General features: G+C 57.5%; 12 protein-coding genes. 7 read left to right on the top strand and 5 right to left on the bottom strand.

Translation table 11 applies throughout. The features are described from left to right. Nucleotides 1–43 precede the first annotated feature (43 nt). Together EU556_RS09165 and EU556_RS09160 are read right to left on the bottom strand one after the other, a co-directional pair. Nucleotides 44–997 carry a bifunctional helix-turn-helix transcriptional regulator/GNAT family N-acetyltransferase gene (locus EU556_RS09165; protein ID WP_135433435.1) on the bottom strand — a complete coding sequence of 318 codons (954 nt, stop codon included), beginning with the start codon at nucleotides 995–997 and terminating at the stop codon, nucleotides 44–46. A 138-nt stretch (nucleotides 998–1,135) separates the two neighbouring features. Continuing rightward, nucleotides 1,136–3,013, bottom strand: a complete 1,878-nt coding sequence (locus EU556_RS09160; protein ID WP_167855518.1) for an ABC transporter ATP-binding protein — start codon at nucleotides 3,011–3,013, stop codon at nucleotides 1,136–1,138. 342 nt (nucleotides 3,014–3,355) lie between these two features. On the opposite strand from EU556_RS09160, the gene EU556_RS09155 reads away from it, so the two are divergent. Beyond that, complete coding sequence (locus EU556_RS09155; RefSeq protein ID WP_135433431.1) at nucleotides 3,356–4,951, top strand: hypothetical protein; 1,596 nt, start codon at nucleotides 3,356–3,358, stop codon at nucleotides 4,949–4,951. A gap of 75 nt (nucleotides 4,952–5,026) precedes the next feature. Here EU556_RS09155 and EU556_RS09150 read toward each other — a convergent pair whose 3' ends face one another. Then, complete coding sequence (locus EU556_RS09150) at nucleotides 5,027–6,709, bottom strand: catalase (protein WP_135433429.1); 1,683 nt, start codon at nucleotides 6,707–6,709, stop codon at nucleotides 5,027–5,029. A gap of 178 nt (nucleotides 6,710–6,887) precedes the next feature. Between EU556_RS09150 and EU556_RS09145 the strand changes: the two genes are divergently transcribed. The 6 genes from EU556_RS09145 to EU556_RS09120 all read left to right on the top strand — a co-directional run bounded on the left by EU556_RS09145 (nucleotide 6,888) and on the right by EU556_RS09120 (nucleotide 19,351). Next, nucleotides 6,888–8,069: an MFS transporter gene (locus EU556_RS09145; protein WP_135433427.1), complete on the top strand. Its 1,182-nt coding sequence runs from the start codon at nucleotides 6,888–6,890 to the stop codon at nucleotides 8,067–8,069. Nucleotides 8,070–8,459: 390 nt separating this feature from the next. Next, on the top strand, nucleotides 8,460–9,035 hold the full coding sequence (locus EU556_RS09140) for a methyltransferase domain-containing protein (RefSeq protein WP_167855517.1): 576 nt from the start codon (nucleotides 8,460–8,462) through the stop codon (nucleotides 9,033–9,035). Between the two features lie 152 nt (nucleotides 9,036–9,187). After that, nucleotides 9,188–11,218 (top strand): DUF3857 domain-containing protein, encoded by a 2,031-nt coding sequence (locus EU556_RS09135; RefSeq protein ID WP_135433423.1) that lies wholly within the window; start codon nucleotides 9,188–9,190, stop codon nucleotides 11,216–11,218. Nucleotides 11,219–11,512: 294 nt separating this feature from the next. Continuing rightward, nucleotides 11,513–13,558, top strand: coding sequence for a DUF3857 domain-containing protein (locus EU556_RS09130; RefSeq protein WP_135433421.1), 2,046 nt, complete (start codon nucleotides 11,513–11,515; stop codon nucleotides 13,556–13,558). 2 nt (nucleotides 13,559–13,560) lie between these two features. Then, on the top strand, nucleotides 13,561–15,516 hold the full coding sequence (locus tag EU556_RS09125) for a DUF3857 domain-containing protein (protein ID WP_135433419.1): 1,956 nt from the start codon (nucleotides 13,561–13,563) through the stop codon (nucleotides 15,514–15,516). Between the two features lie 238 nt (nucleotides 15,517–15,754). Beyond that, complete coding sequence (locus EU556_RS09120; protein ID WP_135433417.1) at nucleotides 15,755–19,351, top strand: reprolysin-like metallopeptidase; 3,597 nt, start codon at nucleotides 15,755–15,757, stop codon at nucleotides 19,349–19,351. Nucleotides 19,352–19,456: 105 nt separating this feature from the next. Here EU556_RS09120 and EU556_RS09115 read toward each other — a convergent pair whose 3' ends face one another. Together EU556_RS09115 and EU556_RS09110 are read right to left on the bottom strand one after the other, a co-directional pair. Next, entirely contained in the window at nucleotides 19,457–21,586 is a 2,130-nt protein-coding gene (locus EU556_RS09115) for a helix-hairpin-helix domain-containing protein (protein ID WP_245327534.1), read from the bottom strand. Then, a complete protein-coding gene (locus EU556_RS09110; protein ID WP_135433413.1) occupies nucleotides 21,565–22,473 on the bottom strand; it encodes a PorV/PorQ family protein in 909 nt (302 codons plus the stop codon). Before EU556_RS09110 ends, EU556_RS09115 begins: the two co-directional genes overlap by 22 nt. Nucleotides 22,474–22,498: the final 25 nt, after the last annotated feature.

Raw genomic sequence — 22,498 nt, 5'->3', positions numbered from 1 at the left:
AGGCCTGTATGCTGGACGCCCAGCACCGCCAAAGTCCGCTACGTTAGGTTGTCAGGAGGCGCTCCATCTGGATGTTGCAGCGCTCATAGGGCGAGGGTTGTCCGGCCACGGTTTTGCGGAAGCCTAGCTTGTGGTACAGTTGCAGCGCTGGCGTCAGCTTAGTATTGCTTTCTAGGTAGAGGCGGCGCGCCCCCAACTCTTGCGCCTTGGCAATAGCGGCCTCCCCCAACCGGAACCCAATCCCTAGCCCCTGCGCCGTGGGCGAAACCGCCATTTTTGCTAACTCAAACGTTTCATCTTCCATGCGCAACAAGGCGCAGGTGCCCACAATTTCCCCCTGGTACTCGGCCAGCAAAATGTGCCCACCGCGCTGCAGAATGTATTCCTCGGGATGGTCGAGGGCTTTCAGATCGGCCTCTTCCACCCGGAAATATCGCTCAATCCATTCCACGTTCAGCCGTTTAAAATAAGCCTGATATTGCGGCTGATAATCTAGGAGCCGGACCTGTGCCGCCACGCGCGCATCCCGAATGGCCTTTACCCGGCTAGCTAAGCTCTGGCGCGACAAGGCATACTCCATTTCCCCTAGTGCCAGCCACAGATTATGCCGTGTTTCGGCCAGTAGCTCTTCCATAGCCTGACTAACATCGGCGGTTTGCTGCTGCAGGGCGTGCCACAGGTCAGCCCCCTTTTCGGTTAGCGACACTTCACTGCGGCGCTGGTCTGCCTCGGCGCGTTGTACCACTACTAATTCGTGCTTGGCGAGGTCTTTTACCACCTGGCTTACCGCCGCGTGAGTCTGCCCAATGCTCTCAGCAATGTCGCCGATGTGGCGGCCGGCATTAGAGGCCACGGTATAGAACACCGGGAACCACCGAGGCTCAAACGGCACGTGGTACAGCGCATACACCTCCGTCGCCTGACTGGTCATCATGTCATTCAAACGGCGCAGCCTACTTCCTAAAGCTGCAGTGCCTACTTCTTCGAAGAATTTCATGACACAAATAAAAGCATTTATGTAAGTACTTACAAGTTTTAGTTTATTTTGACTGATAGTAGGCTTCGCTTCTTATCTCCATAAAGAGAACAGGCCTAGCATGAGGTGCTAGGCCTGTTCTCTTTATGGAGAAGTAAATTAACGGTAGCCAGCGGCTTGCAATTGAAATAGCTCTGCGTAGCGGCCTCCCTTATGCAGCAGCTCTTCATGACTACCAATTTCTACGAACTGCCCATTCTCAATAACTAGAATTCGGTTGGCCATCCGCACCGTGCTAAAGCGGTGCGAAATGAGTACGGCAGTTTTGCCTTGGGTCAGGTCATTGAAACGTTGGAAAACCTCGTACTCGGCGCGAGCATCGAGAGCTGCGGTGGGTTCATCCAGAATCAATAGCTGAGCTTCGCGCATGTACGCCCGACCTAGGGCAATCTTCTGCCATTCTCCCCCACTCAGGTCAACACCGCCGTTGAAGCGCCGGCCAATCATCTGGTCGTAGCCCTGAGGCAGCTTGGCAATAACTGAGTCGGCAAGGCTCTGGGCGGCTGCCTGCTCAATGCGGGGCTGATTGTCTTTCTGTTCAATGCGCCCCACCGCTAGGTTTTGGCCGGCTGGCAACTGAAAGCGCACGAAGTCTTGGAATATAACACCGATTTCCTGGCGCAGCTCGGCGGGGTCGTACTCACGCAAGTCGTAGCCATCAAGCAGAATACGGCCCTCAGTAGGGTCATAGAGGCGGGAGAGCAGTTTCACCAGGGTTGTTTTACCAGCCCCGTTCTCTCCCACTAAAGCCAGCTTCTCGCCAGCCTGCAGGGTGAAGTTGAGGTTGCGCAGAGCCCATTTCTCGGCGTTGCGGTACTTGAAGCCCACATTCTCAAATGTGAACCCCTGCCGGATGGGGTGCGGGAACGGACGCACCGGCTGCGTTTCGTCGCGCCGAATGCGGGGTTGCAGGTGGAAGAAGTCAAAAAAGTCCTGCAAGTACAAAGCCCCTTCGGCTACTGAGCTAAACCGACTCAAAATACCTTCCAACAATCCTCGCATACGGCCAAACGAGCCGGCCAGAAACGTCAGTTGGCCAATGCTTACGCGCCCGTACACGGCCTGGCTAATGATGTACACGTAAGCTGCGTAGTAGCCCCCGGCCCCCACGGCCGCAAAGAACGTTCCCCAGCCCGCTCGCCGAATCACTAGGTCTTTGTTCTTCTGGTAAAACTCATCCGACAGCGTCCGGAACCGATCAATCAGGAAGCCCGAGAGTCCGAATATCTTGACCTCTTTGGCAGTTTCGTCGGAGGCCCCGGTTTGGCGCAAATAGTCCAGCTCACGTCGCTCGGGCGTCCAGCCGTGTACCAGGGAGTAGCTGCGCTCATTGAAGTGAGACTCGCCCAGGAACGCCGGCACCACTGCTACCAGCAGCAACAGCAACAGCCAGGGGTTGAAAGCGGTGAGACCCACGGCCAGGAACCCCATGGTGATGAAATCCTGGGCTTGGCTAAGCACCTGGGCCATGAGCACGGTACGGGAGAGGGTCTGCCGCCGGGCACGCTCCAGCTTATCATAAAAAACACTGTCTTCGAACTGGTCCAGGTCTAGCTCGGCGGCGTGCTCCATGAGGCGCACGGAGGTTTGGTTGGCAAACAAGTCGCCCAGCAATGAGTCTAACAACGCCACGCCACGGCCCAGGGCATCCGACAGAATAGCCAAGCCAAACTCTAGAGCTACGAGCCCCATAACCGGAGCCAACGCCCGCTCAGCGACGGGCTGCCGACTCAGCTGCACCACCGTGTCGAGAATCAACTGGCCTACGTAGAGCATAACCACCGGCAACGCGGCCCGCAACAGGCGAAGGCCAATGTTGCCGAGGGTTAGGGCCGGGCTGGTCTGCCAAACCAGCCGCAGGAATTCAGGTAGATTTTTTAGAGCCGAAAACCGCTCCTGCACCGAAAGAGCCGGCTTACCATCAGGGCGCGGCTTTTTAGCAGATATGGTAGAGAAAAAAGAATCAGAACGAGCCATAATTCCGTGTACGGCACACTTCGCGCCGAATCTGGAACGCGGCCGTTTTGGCAGTAGTAGTGGTTGTGTCTGAGTGGCCTAGAAGTTGTTCTTGCGTTGCCCGACGGTTGGGAGAGTGCCTGTAGTTGACATTGCCCTTATCGCTCATCTAGGCCTATACTGTGCTACTTCCTTCATCAAGCACTATCGTGTCGTATAATGCAGCCAGAAACAGTCGCGTTATGCACACGCTTTCCACCGCGTGCTTGCTCAATGCACTATTGCTCTTTCACCATAGTGCTTCATTAGAACCCCTCGGCGGGCGGCCCATGCGGTGCCTGTTACGTTTACACTTTCTCACGTATGCTGCACAGCCTCCTGTATGCTCCCTTTGCTGATGCGGCCCGCCAGGCCCAATACGAGGCCGTGCGCACCGCTCTGCTAGCCGACACTACCCCTAACACGGCGCTGCTGCTCGGCAACTTTGAAGTAGAAGGTGAGGTGGTGGATGCCCTGATTGTACGCCCGCGCAGTATCACGGTGCTGCTGTTTGTGCCCGAAGGTGGCCTACTAGATATTTCTACGCAGCCCGATGCTGCCTGGCAGCTCGGCGCCTACACTCTGCACGGCGACGAACATGCCGCTAATCCCTTTGAGCAGTTTTTACACCAGCAGGAAGCAGTAGCTACTTGGCTGACGGACCAGCTGCCCTCAACTGCTATTTTACCTGAGTACATAACGGGCATTGTGCTCTTCGCCAACCCCGTGCAGTTTGGGCCGGGCGTGGAGGCCTACCTGCGCCGACAACCCGGCGCCGAAAACTTTCAGCTCCTCGGCGCGGCCGCTCAACTGCCCCGGCGCCTGCGGCAGCTAGGCCACCCCGAGCTCAATTTCACGGCTGATGAGTTGCTGACTTGGGCCCACGACCTGACGGCCAGCGCCGCAGCGGGAAGCACTGCGCCCGAAGAGGCGCCAGAAATAGGTTATTGGGAGCAGAAAGCCCGCCAGCTCTGGTATTGGCTGGGGGCCGTTGATGTTCCGGAAGATGCACCATATGGTGCCCCGGCCGAGGCTGTGGCCGCCGGGCAACAGGAGATGCAACGGCTAGAGCAGCTTAGCCAGCAAGTGCACACCGAGCTTACTGCCCAGCGCCAGGCCATGGAGGCCCGGGAGGCCGAGCGGGAGCAGAGCATTGCCCAATTGCGGGCCCAACTAGCGCAGGCACCTTCCGCTGCCGCCGAAGCCGCTGAGCTACGAGCCCGGCTTCAGCAGGAAAGCCAGGAGAAGGCGGCATTGGAAGAAGCCATCCAGGCCGCGCGGGCAGAAGCAGATGCTCGCAACCGGGAACTGGATGCCCGTATTCAGCAGCTAGGCCAGTTGATTGAGCAGATGCAGCGGCCACCTGCCCCACCGCCTCCTGCCCCCACCGCTAGGCCAGTTCCAGCGGCGGCGGTTACTAATAAATCGGCCGCCAGACCACAGCCAACTTCTAGCTCTCGGTCGAAGCCACTGGTTGCACCTCCGGCCAAATCCCAGTCTGCGCCTGCCCTGCACGGCCTGCGGCGCCTGCAAGCAACCAACCTCCGCCTGCCGCGCGTGGCTTTGGTATTGGCCGTCCTGGTTTGTGTGGCTTTGGGGGGCTGGGCCATTGTGCGCTCCTCAAAGAAGTTGTTGCGGGAGCAAGATCAAGCCCCTGCCCGTACTGCTACCCGCCCACAATACCAACCCGAAGCCGAAACGGACGAGTCGGAAGCTACCCCGCCTACAATCGAGGATATTTTGCCCGACACTATTCAATTGAACTCGGAGGAACGGTCTGCGGCAACAGAAACCACTCCCAATTCTTCTTCTGAGGCCACAACCACAACCTCTGATTCAGTAGACACAGATACTGTGGAACCTTCCCCTAGCTCTGAGCAACCAGATAGCGCAGGCGTTGCAGCACCTGTTACTCCGTGAGGTCATTTAAGTATAGCGCATAAAAAAGGCTCCTACCGTGGTAGGAGCCTTTTTTATGCGCTAATTCGGAAAGAACTAGTAGGGCTTGGCGTCGTGAGCAATAGCCTCGGCTTCGGCTACGGCATCAGAGCCTTTGCTTTCGTTGTACTGATTGCCGCCCTGGGCCGTCTTGCCGGCGCGGGCTGCCTTCAGGCCTTCTTCCAAACGGCGGCCCCAATCAGGGTCGCAGTTGGTGCACAGCTCCACCATCTTGTCGCTCACCTTGTGGTTGGCATCGGCAAGGGCGCCCACCATGTTGTTGATGAGGTCGTCACGCTCCCAATCTTCGTGCAGACGGTACCGCTCACCGGCCTGCTTGAAGTTGTTTTCGCGGTCGATGGTCTGGCGCACCAAGCGGCCCGTGTACTGCGGCATGTGGTCGGGAGCAGTGCGGGGTGCTTCCTTCAGACCGTTGAGAGAGCTAGGCTCGTAGTTGATGTGGTTATTCTGACCAGGAGCCGAGTCAACGTGGTAGGCCATCTGACCGTCGCGTTGGTTGGTGGCCACGTGCTTTTTGGGCGCGTTGATGGGCAGTTGCAAGTAGTTGGTGCCCACCCGGTAGCGCTGGGTATCGGAGTACGAGAACGTGCGGCCCTGCAGCATCTTGTCGTCGGAGAAGTCGAGGCCGTCTACCAATACACCCGTACCAAACGCCGACTGCTCTACCTCAGCGAAGTAGTTCTCGGGGTTCTTGTTCAACGTCATCTTGCCCACGGGCAGGTGCGGGAACTGATCTTCGGGCCAGATTTTGGTATCATCCAGCGGGTCGAAGTCCAGCTCGGGGTGCTCATCGTCGGACATGATCTGCACGCGCAGCTCCCACTGCGGGAAGTCGCCCTTCTCGATGTGCTCGTACAGGTCCTGGGTGGCGTGGTTGAAGTTTTTGGCCTGAATTGCCTCGGCTTCTTGCGCTGTCAGGTTCTTGATACCCTGCAGCGGCTCCCAGTGGTATTTCACCAGCACGGCTTCGCCCTGAGCGTTTACCCACTTGTAGGTATTCACGCCTGAGCCCTGCATCTGGCGGTAGTTGGCTGGAATGCCCCAGGGTGAGAATAGGAACGACACCATGTGCATGGCCTCCGGCGTATTCGAGATAAAGTCGAAAATCCGCTCACCAGTCTGGCGGTTATGCACTGGGTCAGGCTTCTGCGAGTGAATCAGGTCCGGGAACTTCATGGCGTCCCGAATGAAGAACACCTTCAGGTTGTTGCCCACGAGGTCCCAGTTGCCGTCTTCGGTGTAGAACTTTACTGCAAAGCCGCGTGGGTCGCGCAGGGTTTCGGGCGAGTGGCCACCGTGGCCTACGGTGCTGAAGCGCACAAACACGGGAGTTTGCTTGCCAGCGGTGTTAAACAGCTTGGCGCGGGTGTACTTCTCAATGGGTTCATCGCCCACTTTGCCGTAGGCCTCAAATACACCGTGGGCACCGGCGCCGCGGGCGTGCACCACGCGCTCAGGAACCCGCTCCCGGTCGAAGTGGCTGATTTTCTCAATGAACTGATAGTTCTCCAGCGTAGCCGGCCCGCGGTTTCCCACGGTACGAGTGTTCTGGTTGTTGGTCAGGGGGTGGCCCTGGCGAGTGGTGAGCGTCTGGGCGTTTTCGCCAGCAGCGGTGCGCGTGTCCTCAGAGGTGCCAGCCCCGGTTACGGCCGTACCCGTACCGTTGCCGTTGGCCGCGTGGCCGTTGGAGGCGGTGTGGTTTTCTGGTTCTTGACTCATGGTATCGGAATTGAAGGATGGAAACCTTGCCTAAACTACCAGCTAGGCCAGTAGGCTGTTTAAATCAGGGCTTATAAAATTTGGGGCTTTTCTCGGGTGCACGCAGCAAAGCCGGTAGTTTTCGGCGGCTTCGTCGCGGGGCGTCCTACCTTTGTAGCTACTCCGCTTCGCATACCCCATGCCCGCTTTCCGCTCTTCTACGTATACTATCGGCTTCTGGCTGATGTGCCTGTCGTCGTTTTTGTTCTTCATGAGCTTTAACATGCTCCTGCCAGAACTACCCGACCACCTCACCCGCCTAGGCGGCGCCGATTACAAAGGCTTCATCATTGCCCTGTTTACTCTAACCGCCGGGCTTTCTCGCCCCTTCAGTGGCAAGCTAGCCGATACGGTGGGCCGCATCCCGGTGATGGTGTTTGGCTCGCTGGTGTGCTTTATCTGCGGTTTCTTTTACCCTTGGGCCACCACCGTTACGGGCTTCTTGCTGCTACGCCTGCTGCACGGCTTCAGCACCGGCTTTAAGCCCACCGGCACGGCCGCTTTCATTGCCGATATTATCCCGGTTGAGCGCCGGGGCGAGGCTATGGGCCTGCTGGGCGTGGCGGGCTCCCTGGGCATGGCCGCCGGCCCCGCCATCGGTGGCCTACTGGCCCAGCACTTTTCACTTAATACCATGTTCTACTCTTCCTCGGGCATGGCCTTGTTAAGCCTCGTGGTGCAGGGCACCATGACGGAGACGTTGCCTCAGGCCCAGCGCGAAAAGTTTAGCTGGCGCCTACTTAAGCTAGAGTGGAGTGAAGTGCTAGAGCCCCGCGTGCTTGCCCCGGCCCTTGTGACGTTGCTGTGCCTGTTTCCGTACGGCGCCGTGCTAACCGTCATCCCCGACCAAAGCCGACTGCTGGGCATCGAGAATAAAGGCCTGTTTTTTACCTGTTACACTGTGGCCTCGCTGATAGTACGCCTAGTAGCCGGGCGCGCCTCCGACACGTACGGCCGGGTGCCGGTACTACGCTGGTCATCCGCGCTGCTGATGGTAGCACTAGGCCTGTTGTCATTTGCCACTACGCCCCTGCTGTTCTTGGTGGCGGCCGTGTTGTTTGGGCTGGCCACCGGACTCAATTCCCCTACCCTCTACGCCTGGACCATCGACCTGAGCCACCCTGAACGGCGGGGCCGGGCCGTGGCCACTATGTACATTGCCCTGGAAGCCGGTATAGGCCTAGGCGCGCTGCTGGCCGGTTGGATCTACGGCAACCTAGCCGAGCATTTGCCCTATGTGCATGCGCTTAGTGCTAGTTGCGTGCTGCTGGCACTGGCCTACTTGCTAGCAGTAGTACGCGAAAAGCCAATAGTGGCCTAGGCGCGGGCGCATCAATTTTCTAGGTCGTCCGTGAGTTGATACTCCGTTATATCTAGACGCGAGGCCCCTTATTGTCGCGCCCCCTGTGTCTATCCGTCTTTTGTATGTTATATCTATAATAAATATATTACCAATTTAGCCAAAAAGCACCAATTGCACCTTAGATTAGAGCATCACTTCCACTTCAGGTGTAGTAGCATGCTCACAACAAAGCAAAAGGCCGATCTTGGTATCCTCTTCAAGATTCCCAATAGTATCAGGTTAGCCTACCTCCGCCATAAGTTTGCCGGCGACAAGGTACTTTGCCCGTGTTGTAAGAGCACGTTCCGTGAATTTGCCCCCTTCAGCATCTGGAAGAAGCCAAACTCATGGTGCGTCAGGTGCGAAAGTTTGGAAAGGCACCGCGCCTTGTGGATGTATCTGGAAGATAAAACGGATATTTACCGGAAGCCCGTCAAGCTCTTGCACGTGGCGCCGGAAGATATGCTGTTCAAACGCTTCGCGCAGGAAGCAAATATTGACTATTACCCCGCCGACATTCTGCCTTATCTTTATCAGAAGGGCACCAAATATTTAGACCTTCTCGACCCTGATATTCCGGATAATACCTTTGATGTAATACTTTGCAACCACGTTTTTGCCTACATCCACGATGATAAAAAGGCCATCCGCAACGTCTATAAGATGCTAAAGCCTGGTGGCTGGGGAATTTTACAGGTGGCGCTGGACCCCACCAAAGCCGAAACGCACGAAGACCTGACGATTACCGACCCCAAAGAGCGGGAGCGGGTTTTCGGCCTCAACGACCACGTGCGGCTATATGGTCTAGACTATAAAGATACCCTGGAAGCCGCCGGTTTTGAGGTGCGTGTAGATGACTACACCGCCGAGTTTACTGACGATGAGATATTCAAGTACGGCTTTTGGAAGGGCGACCCATTTTACGTTGTCACCAAGAAACTATAGCTACATCTGCCTACCCTAGTACATGCGCTTATTGCTACGGTTCAGCCGGTTCGGCTGACTAGATGGTTCCTACCCGACTATATCTAACACATTATTTCCTTAGCCAGCTAGCCACTTGAGGTGGCCTAGCCGGGCAAGTTACTTATTACATCATGTCCGTATTTACGCGTCGGCGTTTTTGGGCGTTTGCCCTTAGTTTATGCATGAGTTTGCCGGCACTGGCACAAAAAGCCGCGGCTCCTCCCATCAAGTTTGGCACGGTAACCAAAGCCGATTTCGAGGCCCTGCCAGTTGCCACTGACAGCACGGCCGCCCCGGCCGAATACCTCTGCGACTATGGCACCAGCAAAATAGTTGGGGGCAATGGCGATTTTAAAGTGGTATTTGAGCGCACGGCTCGTTTGCGCATTCATCAGAAAGCTGGCTATGAATATGCTACGGTGCGTGTTCCGCTCTACGTCCGCGACGGGAAGCAAGAGCGCGTTAGTTCTCTCAAAGGCCTCACCTATAACCTCACCGACGGCCGCGTAACCCAGACCAAGCTGGTAGCTGATCCGCAAGTAGCTAAGGAAAAGCTCGACAAGAACCATGTGCAATTTTCCTTTACTATGCCCGATGTCCGGGAGGGCTCCATCATCGAATTCACGTACAGCGTCACGTCCGACTTTATCTTCAATCTGCAGGACTGGCAATTTGAGCACGAGATTCCGGTGCGCTGGAGCGAGTACCGGGCTAATATTCCGCAGTTCTACTCCTACAAAACCATAACTAGGGGCTATTTGCCTTTTGCGGTGCAGGAGTCGCTGACGGTGCCGTATTCCACCAGCTTTACCTCGGCCGGTGAGGGCTTAGCGCCGGGCGTGAACTCCCAAATTGCAGGCCTAGCCTTGCAGTTGCGCTGGGTGCTGAAAGACGTGCCCGCTTTCCGGGAGGAGCCGTTTATGACCACCGAGCGCGATTATCTGCGCAGCGTACACTTTGAACTGGCGGGCACCAATTTCTCGGGCAATGACTACCACGATGTAACGGGCAAGTGGGATGCCCTCTGGAAGCTGCTGCAGCAAGATGAGGAGTTTGGCAATGCCATTTCGGCCACGGCCCCTTTGGCTGCTGAGGCGCAAGCTCTCAAGGCCCGGTACCCCGACCCTAAGGTCCGGGCGGCGGCCGTGCTGGCCCTGGTGCAGCGTAGCATCAAGTACAACGACCAGCCCGCCGTGTTTGTATCGCAGCCATTGCGCCGGAGCGTAGAGCGCCACTCTGGCAACGCCGCCGACGTAAACCTGCTGCTGGTGCAAACGCTCCGGGCCGCCGGCCTAGAGGCCACGCCCCTGCTCATCAGCACCCGCAGCCACGGCATGGTGCAAACCGATTTGCCGGTAATTACTCAGTTCAACTATGTAGCAGCCCACGTGGCCCTGCCCAACAATACCGAGGTGCTGCTGGATGCCACGGAGCCCAGCCTTCCGTTTGGGGTATTGCCCGAGCGCTGCCTAAATGAGCAAGGCTGCCTGGCTAATGCCGCGGGCCGGTGGGTACCGCTGAAATCATCTACTGCGTACACGGAGCTTTGGACGACTCACCTGCGGCTCACGCCCGAGGGCGACTTACAGGGCAATACCAAGCTAGAATACGCCGGATACGCGGGCCTGCAGGCCCGTCGTCAGATTCGGCATAGCTCGTCCGCTGAGTATTTGGCGTCGCTAGGCCACCGGTGGTCGGAGTGGCAGCCTTCCAAGCTGCAGTTGCTCAACCCCGACTCGGTACACAAGCCGTTGGGGGTAGCCATGGACCTAACTTTTGCCGGTCCAGAAGGAAAGGCAGAACTGCTGTATTTGCCCCTGCTGAAATCATTGGGTGCCGTTACCAATCCGTTCACCTCAGAAGACCGGCGCTACCCCGTCAACTTCGGGATGCCTCACGAATATACTTCGCTCGTGACCCTGACGCTGCCCGCCGGGTACTCCGTGCAGGAAATGCCTTCTTCCGTGGCGCTCAGCTTACCGAACAATGGGGGGCGTTTTCTCTATCAAGTGTCGCAGACTACACCCGAAACCGTGCAGCTAGTCGCCCGCCTACAGCTCCTGAAGGTAGAATACTCCCCTAGCGAGTACACCGCCCTGCGCGCCTTGCACCAACAGGCCACGGCCAAGTGCGCCGAAATGCTGGTGGTGCGCCGTAAGTAGGCCTAGCTCCTGTGAAAGCATTGAGCTATAATGCACAACGCTTTCAGGGCGTATTTTACCGCGGGTGACCAGGCCTAGAAGGCTTCACCGCCAGTAGCACTTTACCTAGTAGGTTGGCCGATAACTAGGTGCTTCATTTTTCTTCATCTGACCTGCAAACACAACTATATATTTCTCACCTTTAGTCTAGCATACGCGCTTTAGCTCTTTTGCTCTCGCTATATCCTATTTATCGTCTACTCCCGCCACTAGCCGGATCAGCGTATTTACGACTGCCTTTTTACCTCATCTTATATGATGTTACCTATACTGCGCCGGCTGGCTCTGCTAGCCGTAGTAAGCGGAGGCCTTATGCCCGCCGCCTTGGCTCAGGCTCCAGAACCCATCAAATTCGGGAAGCCGAATCCGGAGGATTTCGACCCGAAAAGCTTCATCGCTGACAGCACCGCGGAAGCCGTAGTGTTATGCGACTACGGCAACTCCCGGTTTGTGTACAGCGAGGATGATTTTCACATCGTATTTGACCGCGTAACCCGCATCAAAATCCTTAAAAAATCCGGGTACGATCGGGCCACCGTTAAGGTGCCGCTGTATCATAAAAACACCAGTGAGGAAAGGCTCTCCAAACTGAGAGGCTTCACTTATAACATGGTGAATGGGCAGTTGGTGAAAGAAAAGCTCGCATCGGAGGCCATTTTCCGGGAGGAGGCAAGCCCCAATGTTACCATTCGCAAATTCACGCTGCCTAATGTGCGCGAGAACTCGGTGATAGAATTTGCCTACACCGTCACCTCCGATTTCACCTTTAACTTCCAGGATTGGCAGTTTCAAGACGACATTCCGGTGCGCTGGAGCGAGTACCGCGCTAGTATTCCGAAGTACTACGACTACAAGATGATGATGCAAGGGTATGCCACCGCCGATGTCTCGGAGCATACCACGGGCACCATGCAGGTTACGGTGCGAGAAGGCGGTGGCTTTGCGGGCAATACGCGGGTTGCAAGTTCTAGCGCTACTATTCCAGTGGAGGTGAAAGAGCACCGCTGGGCCATGAAAAACGTGCCCGCCTTCCGTGATGAGCCGTTTATGACTTCCTCGAAGGATTATATCTCACGCATTGATTTTGAGTTGGCCGGCGTGCAGTGGGAAGACCAGCCCTACCGAGCCGTAGCCAATACCTGGGACAAGATCAATGAGGAGCTGCTCGACCACGAAAACTTTGGTGGACAGTTGAAGCGCTGCAGCTTTCTTAAGGACCAGTTGACGTCTTTGATGGCTAAGGAGACTACACCGGCTGCGCAGGTGGCGGCCATCCATAGCTTGGTCCGCAAAACCATAAAGCACGATGGCAACAACTGGATGTACAGTTCGGGGCCAGTGCGCAAGGCTTACGACCAGCACCGAGGCAGCTCCGCCGATATTAATCTGCTACTGATTGCGGCCCTGCGCGAAGCCGGATTCCAGGCCAACCCCGTGCTGCTGAGCACCCGCGACCATGGTTTTGTGGAGCCGGAGATTATGCCGTTGCTCTCGCGCTTCAACTATGTAGTAGCGCACGTGACTATGCCCGATGGGAAAGAAGTTATGGCTGATGCTACCGACGAGCTGTTGCCCGTGGGCATGCTGCCCACCCGCTGCCTTAACAGCGTGGGTCGCTTGATAATGCCCACTGCCTCAGCCTCCCGTTGGATTAGTTTGGCCCCGCAGCAGCGCCTGACGGAGTACCAGAAAATTCAGCTCACGCTAGATGAGAAGGGCGGCTACAGTGGCAAAGTGCACGCTGAACATGGCGGCTACGCTGCCCTAATGCAGCGGGACAAACTGCGCGACAGGGGCGAAAAGAAATTTGTGGAAGAGCTGCTCAAGGGCCGGGAGGGCTGGAGCATCGATAAATACCAGTTTTTGCAGCGCGACGCGTTGGAAAAACCGCTCACGCTCGACTACGAAATGACGGTAGCTGGGGGTGAAGCGCCGGCGGGCACGCTGTACTTGCGTCCGCTGATGCATTTTGGCAACTCTCGCAACCCCTTTGTGCATGAGAACCGCCTGTTCCCGGTGGACTTCGGTTTTCCTATGGATGAAATTCTCATCCTTACCATCAACCTTCCAGTCGGCTATGAAGTGGAGGAGCTACCTAAACCAACCTCTCTGATGCTACCCGATAACGGGGGGCGCTTTGTTTTCCAGGCGCAGCCTGAGGCAGGTATTCTGCAAATTACCAGCCGCCTGAACCTGAGCCGCCCCATATACAGCGCCGATGAATACAGCTCGTTGCGCGAGTTTTACCGCTTGGTAGTGGCTAAGCAAATGGAGCAAATTGTTCTGAAGAAAAAATCGTGAAGGTGATACCAACTCTTTGGGCCCGCACGCTACTAGGCCTAGTAGCTGGGGTTACCCTGCTGCCAACTGGCCTAGTGGCCGGACCCGCCCCAAAATACCCGGTGGCAGCCATGGCCAGCGAGCTACGCGAAAATGCCCACGCCGTGATCCGCGAGGTTGACGAGACGTTTCTAGTTAAGTCGGTGGGGCGCACGGTGCAAACCGTACGGCGGGCGGTAACTATTCTGGACGAGGCCGGCTCCCATTACGGGCGCGAGCTGGTGGTGTATGACCAACTCAACAGCGTTAACTACTTCCGGGGCTCTGTGTATGATGCTGAGGGGCGCCTACTCCGCTCCTTGCGAGCCGCTGACATCAAGGACATTGCCCTTTCCGATGGTTTTAGCCTGGCCAACGACGGCCGGGGCCGCACCGCCGACTTGCGCCAGCCAGTGTACCCGTACACTGTAGAGTTTGAGTATGAAGTTGCTTCCACCAACACGTTGTTTTACCCCACCTGGCGCCCCCAGTACGACGAAGAGGTGGCCGTGGAACATGCTTCCTTCCGGGTACTGGCTCCTATCAACTTACCCCTGCGCTACCAGGAGCACGATTTGCCCTCGGGGGTAGCTCTGCGCAAGTCAACCCAGCCGGGTGGTCTAGAGGCATATGAATGGCAACTGAGTAACCTGCCCGCCACGGAGGAAGAAGCCGATGGCCCGCCCATTGGAGAAATTACTCCTAGGGTATACACGGCGCCCAGCAGCTTTGAGGTGCAGGGCCATACTGGCATGCTTACCTCCTGGCAAACCCTAGGCCAGTGGAATTATGAGCTAAACCAAGGGCGTGATGAACTGCCCGAGGCCGTGCGCACCAAAATTGCGGCCCTGGTGCAGCAGGAGCCCGATGAGCGCGCCCGCATCCGGAAGGTGTATGAGTGGTTACAGGCCAATACCCGCTACGTTTCGGTGCAGTTAGGCATTGGTGGCTGGCAAACGTTCCCGGCCAGCAGCGTAGCCAGCAACGGCTACGGCGACTGCAAAGCCCTAACCAACTACTGCCAAGCCCTGCTAAAAGCGGCTAGCTTGCCCTCTTACTGCGCCTTGGTGCGGGCCGATGCCCCCGACATTCGTACTGATTTCCCGAGCCAGCAGTTTAACCATGTGGTGCTGTGCGTGCCCCTGCAAAAGGCGGCCAAACCCGATACGGTGTGGCTGGAGTGCACCAGCCAAACCAACCCTTTCGGGTATATGAGCAGCTTTACGGGTAACCGCCACGCTTTGCTGATTACGCCCCAAGGCGGCAAGCTGGTGCGCACCCCTCAATACGGCGCCCCCGACAACCGCCGCGAGCGGCGCACCGACGTGTACGTGGATGCAACGGGCAACGCCACCGCCAGCATTTTTACCCGACGTACTGGCCTAGAGCAGGATATGTACGCCCAGCTCACTCATGCTCTTAACCCCGCTGACCAAAAGAAATACATAGCGGAGCACTTACCATTCTCCAACTTCAGCATCAGCAAACTGGCCTACACCGCCGACCAGCGCGCTACCGTGCCGGCCCTAACGGAAACGCTTGGTCTTACGTTACCCGGCTGGGCTTCCGTATCGGGCAAGCGGGCTTTCTTAACGCCTAACCTATTAAGCCGCTGGAGCGCCCTGCCGGCCACTGTAGGCGAACGACGCACCCCAATCTGGCTGGATAATGCCTTTACCTACACCGACACCGTGCGTATTCACGTGCCCGCCGGTTTCCGCCCCGAAAGCTTGCCCACTCCCGTGCAGTTAACCACCGCATTCGGCACCTACTCCAGCCAACTCCAGCCCCTCCCCGATGGTACGCTACTGTACGTACGGCGCTTGCTAATGCCTCGCACCCGTTTTGCCCCGTCTGACTACCCAGCTTACCGGGAGTTTCGGCGCAAGATTAGTGCAGCTGACAAAGCCCAGGTGGTCCTCGTGAAAACAGATGCTTAGCATAGTCTCAGCCGTTGGTTTAGCGTTGATGACAGGAAAGCCCGCATAAGCGGGCTTTCTTTATGTGGTGGAGATGCTAGGTCCGTTTCCACACTTATCGCGCAGTAAATACCACCCGGTCATCTAGTAAAAAGGGTGAGCTGCAGATATTTGCCTTATCACGCCTACAAAACCGCTACATTAGGTTTCTTGCCCGTACCTCTCCTCTGGTGCATTTCTACCTCTCTTTTAGGCCTACATGTTTAAACAATTTACTGTACTCCGGCAGTTTGGCGAACCGGCATTACTGGGTGGCCTACTACTAGCCATCCTGGGTGCCTCATTGCCAGCCACCGCCCAGCGGGTGCTCTGGTCTGATGCTCAGCTGCCGGCTGCCGCTCGGCAGGTTACGCAGCCGCTTTCCCACTTCCGAGCCATTAACGTTCAGCTACCCGCTGTGCGCGAGGCGTTAAGCACTGCTCCTGCCCAGCAAAAAGGCAGCGCCCGGACCTCCGCCACCGTAGTTTCCTTGCCGTTGCCCGACGGCTCTTCTCAGCGGTTTCGGGTGGTGCAGGTCCCCGTGATGGCACCAGCCCTGGCGGCGCGCTACCCTACCATCCGGACGTACGCTGCCCAGGGCATCGACGACCCAACAGCTACTGCCCGCCTTGATGTGAGTCCGGCGGGCCTGCACGCCATGATTCTGGCCGGCGACAAAACGGTATTTATCGATCCGGCGGGCCAAAGCTCGGAGGCCCACGTCGTATTTGAGCGCCGCGCCATGAACCGGGGCGCCTTCTCCTTTGTGTGCGCTACGCCCAGCGCCGATGAGCTGGGGGCCACCGTGCCAGTAGCTAACCGGGCCTTGATAGCTAACGGTACTACCCTACGTACTTACCGGCTGGCTCTGGCCTGCACCGGCGAATATGCAGCTTATTATGGCGGAACGAAAGAGGGCGCACTGGCGGGTATGGTAGCCTCAATAAACCGGGTAAGTGGCATTTATGAGCAGGAGCTGGCGGTTCGCCTTGTGTTGATACCGCGAACTGACGAGCTCATCTACCTTGACCCCGCCACCGACCCCTACACTAACAACGATGGGGAGGATATGCTGGATCAGAATCAGCAAACCATTAGCACCAAAATAGGAGAAGACAATTACGACATCGGGCACGTATTCAGCACGGGCGGCGGCGGTATTGCCCAGCGGCCCTCTGTGTGCTTGCCCACCAATGCCAGCTTTACTCAAGGCAAAGCCAGGGGCGTAACGGGCCTGCCGGCTCCCATTAACGATGCTTTCAATATTGATTTTGTAGCGCACGAAATTGGCCACCAGTTTGGGGCCGACCACACGTTCAACAGCGTGAGTGGTAACTGTGGGGGCGGCAACCGCGCTGCTTTCTCCGCCTATGAGCCGGGCTCGGGCACGAGTATTATGGCCTACGCCGGCATTTGCAGCAACGACAACCTGCAGGCCAACTCCGACCCCTATTTTCACTCACGGAGCATTGACCAGATTGTAGCGCACATCACGGGAGCGGGAAACTGCGCCGTAAATACAGCTACCGGCAACACCCCACCCGTAGTAAACGCCGGTCGTAACTACGCAATTCCTATCAGCACCCCCTTCGTCCTAACGGGCTCAGCTACCGACGCCAATGGCGACGCCCTCACATACTCTTGGGAGCAATTTAACCTAGGCCCCTCGGGCTCGGCCAATTCCCCCTCGGGCGATGCGCCCATCTTTCGGTTCTTCGCTCCTACGCCCAACCCTACCCGTAGCTTTCCTCGCCTGACGAGCCTTGTCAACAACACCCAGACTATTGGAGAGCTACTACCTTCCTACGGGCGGCGCCTGATTTTTCGCCTCGTGGCCCGCGACAACCGCGTGGGTGGCGGCGGCATAGAGTATGACTCCATGCAAGTAGTGGTGGTTGGCAATGCGGGGCCCTTTGTAGTCACGCTGCCCAACACGCCTACTACGTGGCTGGCTACGGCTCCGCAGCAGGTTACCTGGAACGTGGCCAATACCTCGGCAGCGCCTATCAATGCCGCCAACGTGGATATTTTGCTTTCTACTGATGGCGGCCTGACCTACCCTACCACGCTGCTGGCAGGCACCCCCAACGATGGCGTGGAAACAGTTACTATTCCTGCCAGCGTAGGCAACAGCAGTACAGCTCGCATTCGGGTGCAGGCTACGGGTAGCATTTTCTTCGATATCTCGAATCAGAACTTTACCATTCAAGTTCCTACCGGCCCTACCTTTTACCTGACTGCCACGGCTGCTCCTGCTATTCCGGTACTGTGCCCCGGTGCCAGTTCGGCGAGTCTGCCAGTGGCCGTAGGGGCCCTGCAGGGCTTTACTGGTGAGGTTACGCTGGGCGCAACAGATTTGCCTGCCGGCGCTACCGTCACATTTGGCAGTAACACCCTGAGTCCGGGCAGTTCTACGTCTTTCATCATTAATACCTCAGCGGCAACCCCGGCGGGCACCTACACCGCTACGCTCACGGGCACTAGCGGTGGCACCACACAACGCCAGCAGTTTCGCTTCACGGTGTTGCCCGCCACCACGCAGCCAGCGGTTATCACTACTCCCCTAGCTTCTGCCCGCACCACGCTGCGCCCCACCCTGGCCTGGAACGCCGTGCCCAACGCCACCTCCTACGACGTGCAGCTGGCCACCGACCCAGATTTTACCAACCTGGTGCTTAACCTCACAGGTGTTACTGGCACTTCACTCACGGTGGGCGCTAGCCTGCTTCCAAGCACTACCTATTACCTGCGGGTGCGCGGAGTGGGCACCTGCGGTGCGGCTCCGTACTCAACTGTTATCCCTTTCCAGACGGGCGTACAAAACTGCCAGACGGAGGTGGCCGCCAGTGTACCAGTGACTATTCCGGCCGCCGGCACATCTACCGTTTCTTCCATTATCAACATCACTAACACAGAGCCAGTGTCAGACATCCGGATCCGTAATCTGGCCATTACTCACCCCAATGTTGGAGAGCTAGAGATATCTCTCACCAATCCGGCTGGAGTCCGGGTGGTGCTGTTCTCGCGCTTGTGCGCTGGCACGGCCAACCTGAACCTTACTTTTGATGAGGCTGCGCCAACAGCTTTGGCCTGCCCACTTACCAGTGGTAGTACGGTTAGGCCTGCTAATTCACTCAGCGCCTTGCTGAATTCGCCTGCCAACGGCAACTGGACGCTGACTATTTCTGATAACGCGAATGGTAATGGAGGCTCGCTCACGGGCTGGGCGCTGGAGCTGTGCACCCTAGCAGCCGCGCCTAACGCACCTACCTCGCTTACCACCCAGGCGCCGGTCAGCGCAAATAATCGTGCCTCCATTGATCTACTTTGGTTGGATGCCTCCGCTAATGAAACTGGGTTTGAAGTGGAACGCACCGCCGACAACGGGACCTTTACCCGCATTGCTACGCTGCCCGCCAACAGTACGTTCTACACCGATCAGGTGAGTACTAACAGCCGTTACTGCTACCGCGTGCGAGCCATCAATAGCACCGGTAACTCCGGTTACAGCAACGAAAGCTGCCAGACCGTTTCCACTATTACGGCGGTGCGAAACGCTGCTCTTCAGCAGGGCATTGAGGTATTCCCGAACCCAAGCACAGGCGTATTTGCGGTTAGAATCGATAACACGCAGCGCGGTACCATTACCCTGCGGGTCACAGATGCCCTAGGCCGCACGGTTGACTCCCACACTCTCACGAAGGGAGCCGCAACCCTGACGCAGTCGTTGAACCTAAGCTCCCTCAGCAATGGCGTGTACACCCTGCACCTCGATATGCCCAACGGCTCAACTGTGGTGCGGTTACTAAAGCAATAGACAGCTATACTACTACCAACAAAAGAAAGCGGCTCCCGATGGGGAGCCGCTTTCTTTTGTTGGTAGGCCACTCTAGGCCACTTCTCTCAGCAATACGCTAATCTTCTAAAACCGATAACGAGCCTGAAATTTGATATCGGAGCGACGCGGCCCCTGAATCTCCTCCAACCCAGAGCCAATGACCTGCTGGTGGCGGTAGTGGGTTTCGGCGTAGCGCAGCCAAAGCGTCAGATGGCGGTTCACATCTACTTGCGTGAGCACATACGAACGGGTACCACGCCCAGCCAGTACGGGCACTGTAAAGGCGTAGAGCACATCCTGCTCATACACATACTGCCGGGTGTCATAGTCATCCGTATCAAAAAGAGCATAGCGGCCCGAAAAACGCAGGTGAGGCAGTGGGCTTACGGTTACATCTTGCGCCAGCACGTAACCGTGGCGGCGAGGCCCTTCATCTGCGCGGTACTGGGTGCCCTGCACGCGGGTACGCAGGCTCAGAAGGGGCAGAGGGCTAGCATCATAAAACAGCAAGAGGCTGCGGCGTTGAGTGGGCACCGGCAAAGGCACCGGGCGCAGCGTATCGGCATCGTAGGCCTTAGTGCGCTGCCGCAGCTGGGCATAGAGCAAGCTGGTTTTCGTGGGGCTGAAGGTTACCCGCACCAGCCAGTCGTGACCTTGCGAGGGCGCTCCTACTTGGTATTTCAGCCAAGGAAAGCTAAACTTATCATAGTAGGCCGACAGCTCCCACCGCGCCACAGGGCGCAGCTTCAGCCCCAGGTACAGGCCACTTTCGTTGATGTTGCGCGTGTTCTCACTCAGGGCGTTACCATAGAAGGAATGGAAGTTGCGCGCGTAAGAGCGGTACAGTACCGATACATCTAGGTTAGGGGCCAAGCTGGCCAGCAGCCCATTGACCGTGCCTAGGCCACCACTGCTGCTGCGGGCCGTCTCGCCAAAGAGCAGCGTATTACGCCACACGTAGCTATAGTGCGCGCTGATGGCCAAATTGTGTCGGCCACTGAACTCGTAGGCGTTGTAGGCTTCGGGCCGGCGCAGCAAAGGTTTATCAAACTGCGTGCTGATGGCCGTAATTCCTAATGTTAGGTCGCCGCTGCGGCTGGCGTAACTGAGGTTGCCTCCCAGTACCGTTTCGCGGAGTACTTGCCGGTTTGCCAGCTCCGATGGGGTGCGGTGCATGCCCGACAACTGCAAGGACGACGCTACCTCAGCGAAATCACCGAGGGTATCTTGGCGCTGCGTGAAACTGGCATCAACCCGTTTGCGGGATGCAAAGCCGGTGGCCCGCAGGGTAGAAGTTACCGCTACCGTGGCCGCCGCACCACGAAAAAACGAATTCTCCAGCACCGATGAATATGGCCGTAGGCCTACTGAGCTGCGCCGCAACGTGGTAATGGTTTCGGCCCCCTTGCCCACGGCCAGCCCCGACGACAGCAACAGCCCCTGCCCAAACTGCAACTGGTAGTCGCCGAGGGCGAGGGCTTTGAGGCGGCCACGCTCTTGTACCAGAAAATGGCCCGAGTAAAAATCGGCGCCGTAGCGACGGGTAGATGGGCTCCAAGTCAATGGCTCACCGGCGTCCTTCTCCGCGGTAAATCCCAGACTAAAATCGCGGGCCCGACTCACGCGGTATCGTACCAGTAGCTTATCCGGCGAGCCCAGGTACCGGGTGGTGGGCCGACCGCGAACGGTATCGGGGGCGGAGTAGCCGCGCCGCGCCTGTAGGCCACGTTCGTAGCGCAGAAATAAGGCGTTGTTGTCTTCCTGCCGAATCCGTTGCCAGAGCGGCCCGCGCGTGGTGTTTGGGTCAGGCGTCTGCACCGTGACGAAGGGAGCTAGGCGGTAGATAGTGCGCAGGTCGAACCCGTCGATGCTCTGCAGCTCATATAGGCTCAGGAGCCCGCCCGTTTTTCCCCGATGGTCGAGCAGGTTGGTGATTTGGGTTTCTGAGAGCAGCAGCAATGCTCGCAATTCCTCACGGGCGGCGGTGTTGATGTTGAGTGGCGTTTGATAGTACTGCAGCAGCGTTTCGTACAGGTCCTCATACGGTACCTGGTCGTTCTGCACCTCAGCAAACAGTTCCTGGGTTAGTCGGTCGAGGTCGGGCACTGCCGGCCGCGGATACTCCTGCGCCTGCGCCAGGTTTGCACAACCCAGCAATAGGCCTAGGGCCGTGAACACCCTGCTGATGCGCCTCATGGCTGCTTCCTTTCCCATTGCAGTGCAATGCTCAGCTGCTGACTTAGGCCTAGGGCCTGCTGCCAAGCTGCCGCGTATTCTATCTGCACCCCACCACTTCGGTACCCTACGCCGCCGGTAGTTTGGTGGGAAAGCGTAGTGAGGCCGCCGCGAAGCGCTAACCCCGATACCGGCCGATACTCCAGACCAGCCTTGAAATCTGCATCCTGCTCCACGTCCTTTTCCGTTTCGGCCAGCACCAGCACTTTCTCCGAAGCATGCCACCCCAACCCGGCGCGCAGCACCGTGGGCACTCGCTCGTCTTGGTAAGGCGCTAGTCGAGCCTGATTTAGGTTGTAGAGTGTGGCCCCAAAGGTGAGTTTGCGCGGAATGATATCGGCTTGCCCGCCCAACGAGGCGGCCACTGTCCGCCGGCTACCCAACCCTTCCAGGCTCATCTGCAACACTTCCATTCGGGCCCCCACCCGCACGGTTCCTAGTTGGTACCCGTAGGCCACTCCCAGCGCCTGCTCAGAATACAGCTTACCGCCAAAACGTTGGCCTGTAACGCCTACCACACCAAAGCGCGGAACCTCTGCTCCCGCTACAGCTCCCGGCACGCCCGCAACGGCTCCGGCTGGGGTGGCCCGGTGTCCTAGAGGCACTGCCACTGCTACAGAAGCCGTATTCAAAGAGGGCAGCAAAAACTTATTGGCGGCACCAAAGCCCACGGTAGGGTGCGCTAGGCCACCCAAGGCAGCCACGTTATTGGTAGCGGCCCACACATCGTTTTCCAGCACGGTGCTTATCTGGCCTAGGCCAGCGGCGCGGGCGCCACCCGTCCCGAGTGTGCTTACTTGTGCTTGTACTTCACGTGCGCCAACCCCAATCAAGAGCAGAATGCTCAGCGTGTATAGTTTCACCATCAATAGAAATTGGACAACTATAAAA

Source organism: Hymenobacter fodinae (assembly GCF_004745825.1).
In the GTDB taxonomy this organism is placed as follows: domain Bacteria; phylum Bacteroidota; class Bacteroidia; order Cytophagales; family Hymenobacteraceae; genus Hymenobacter; species Hymenobacter fodinae.
This window is presented reverse-complemented; position numbering and strand designations above follow the sequence as displayed.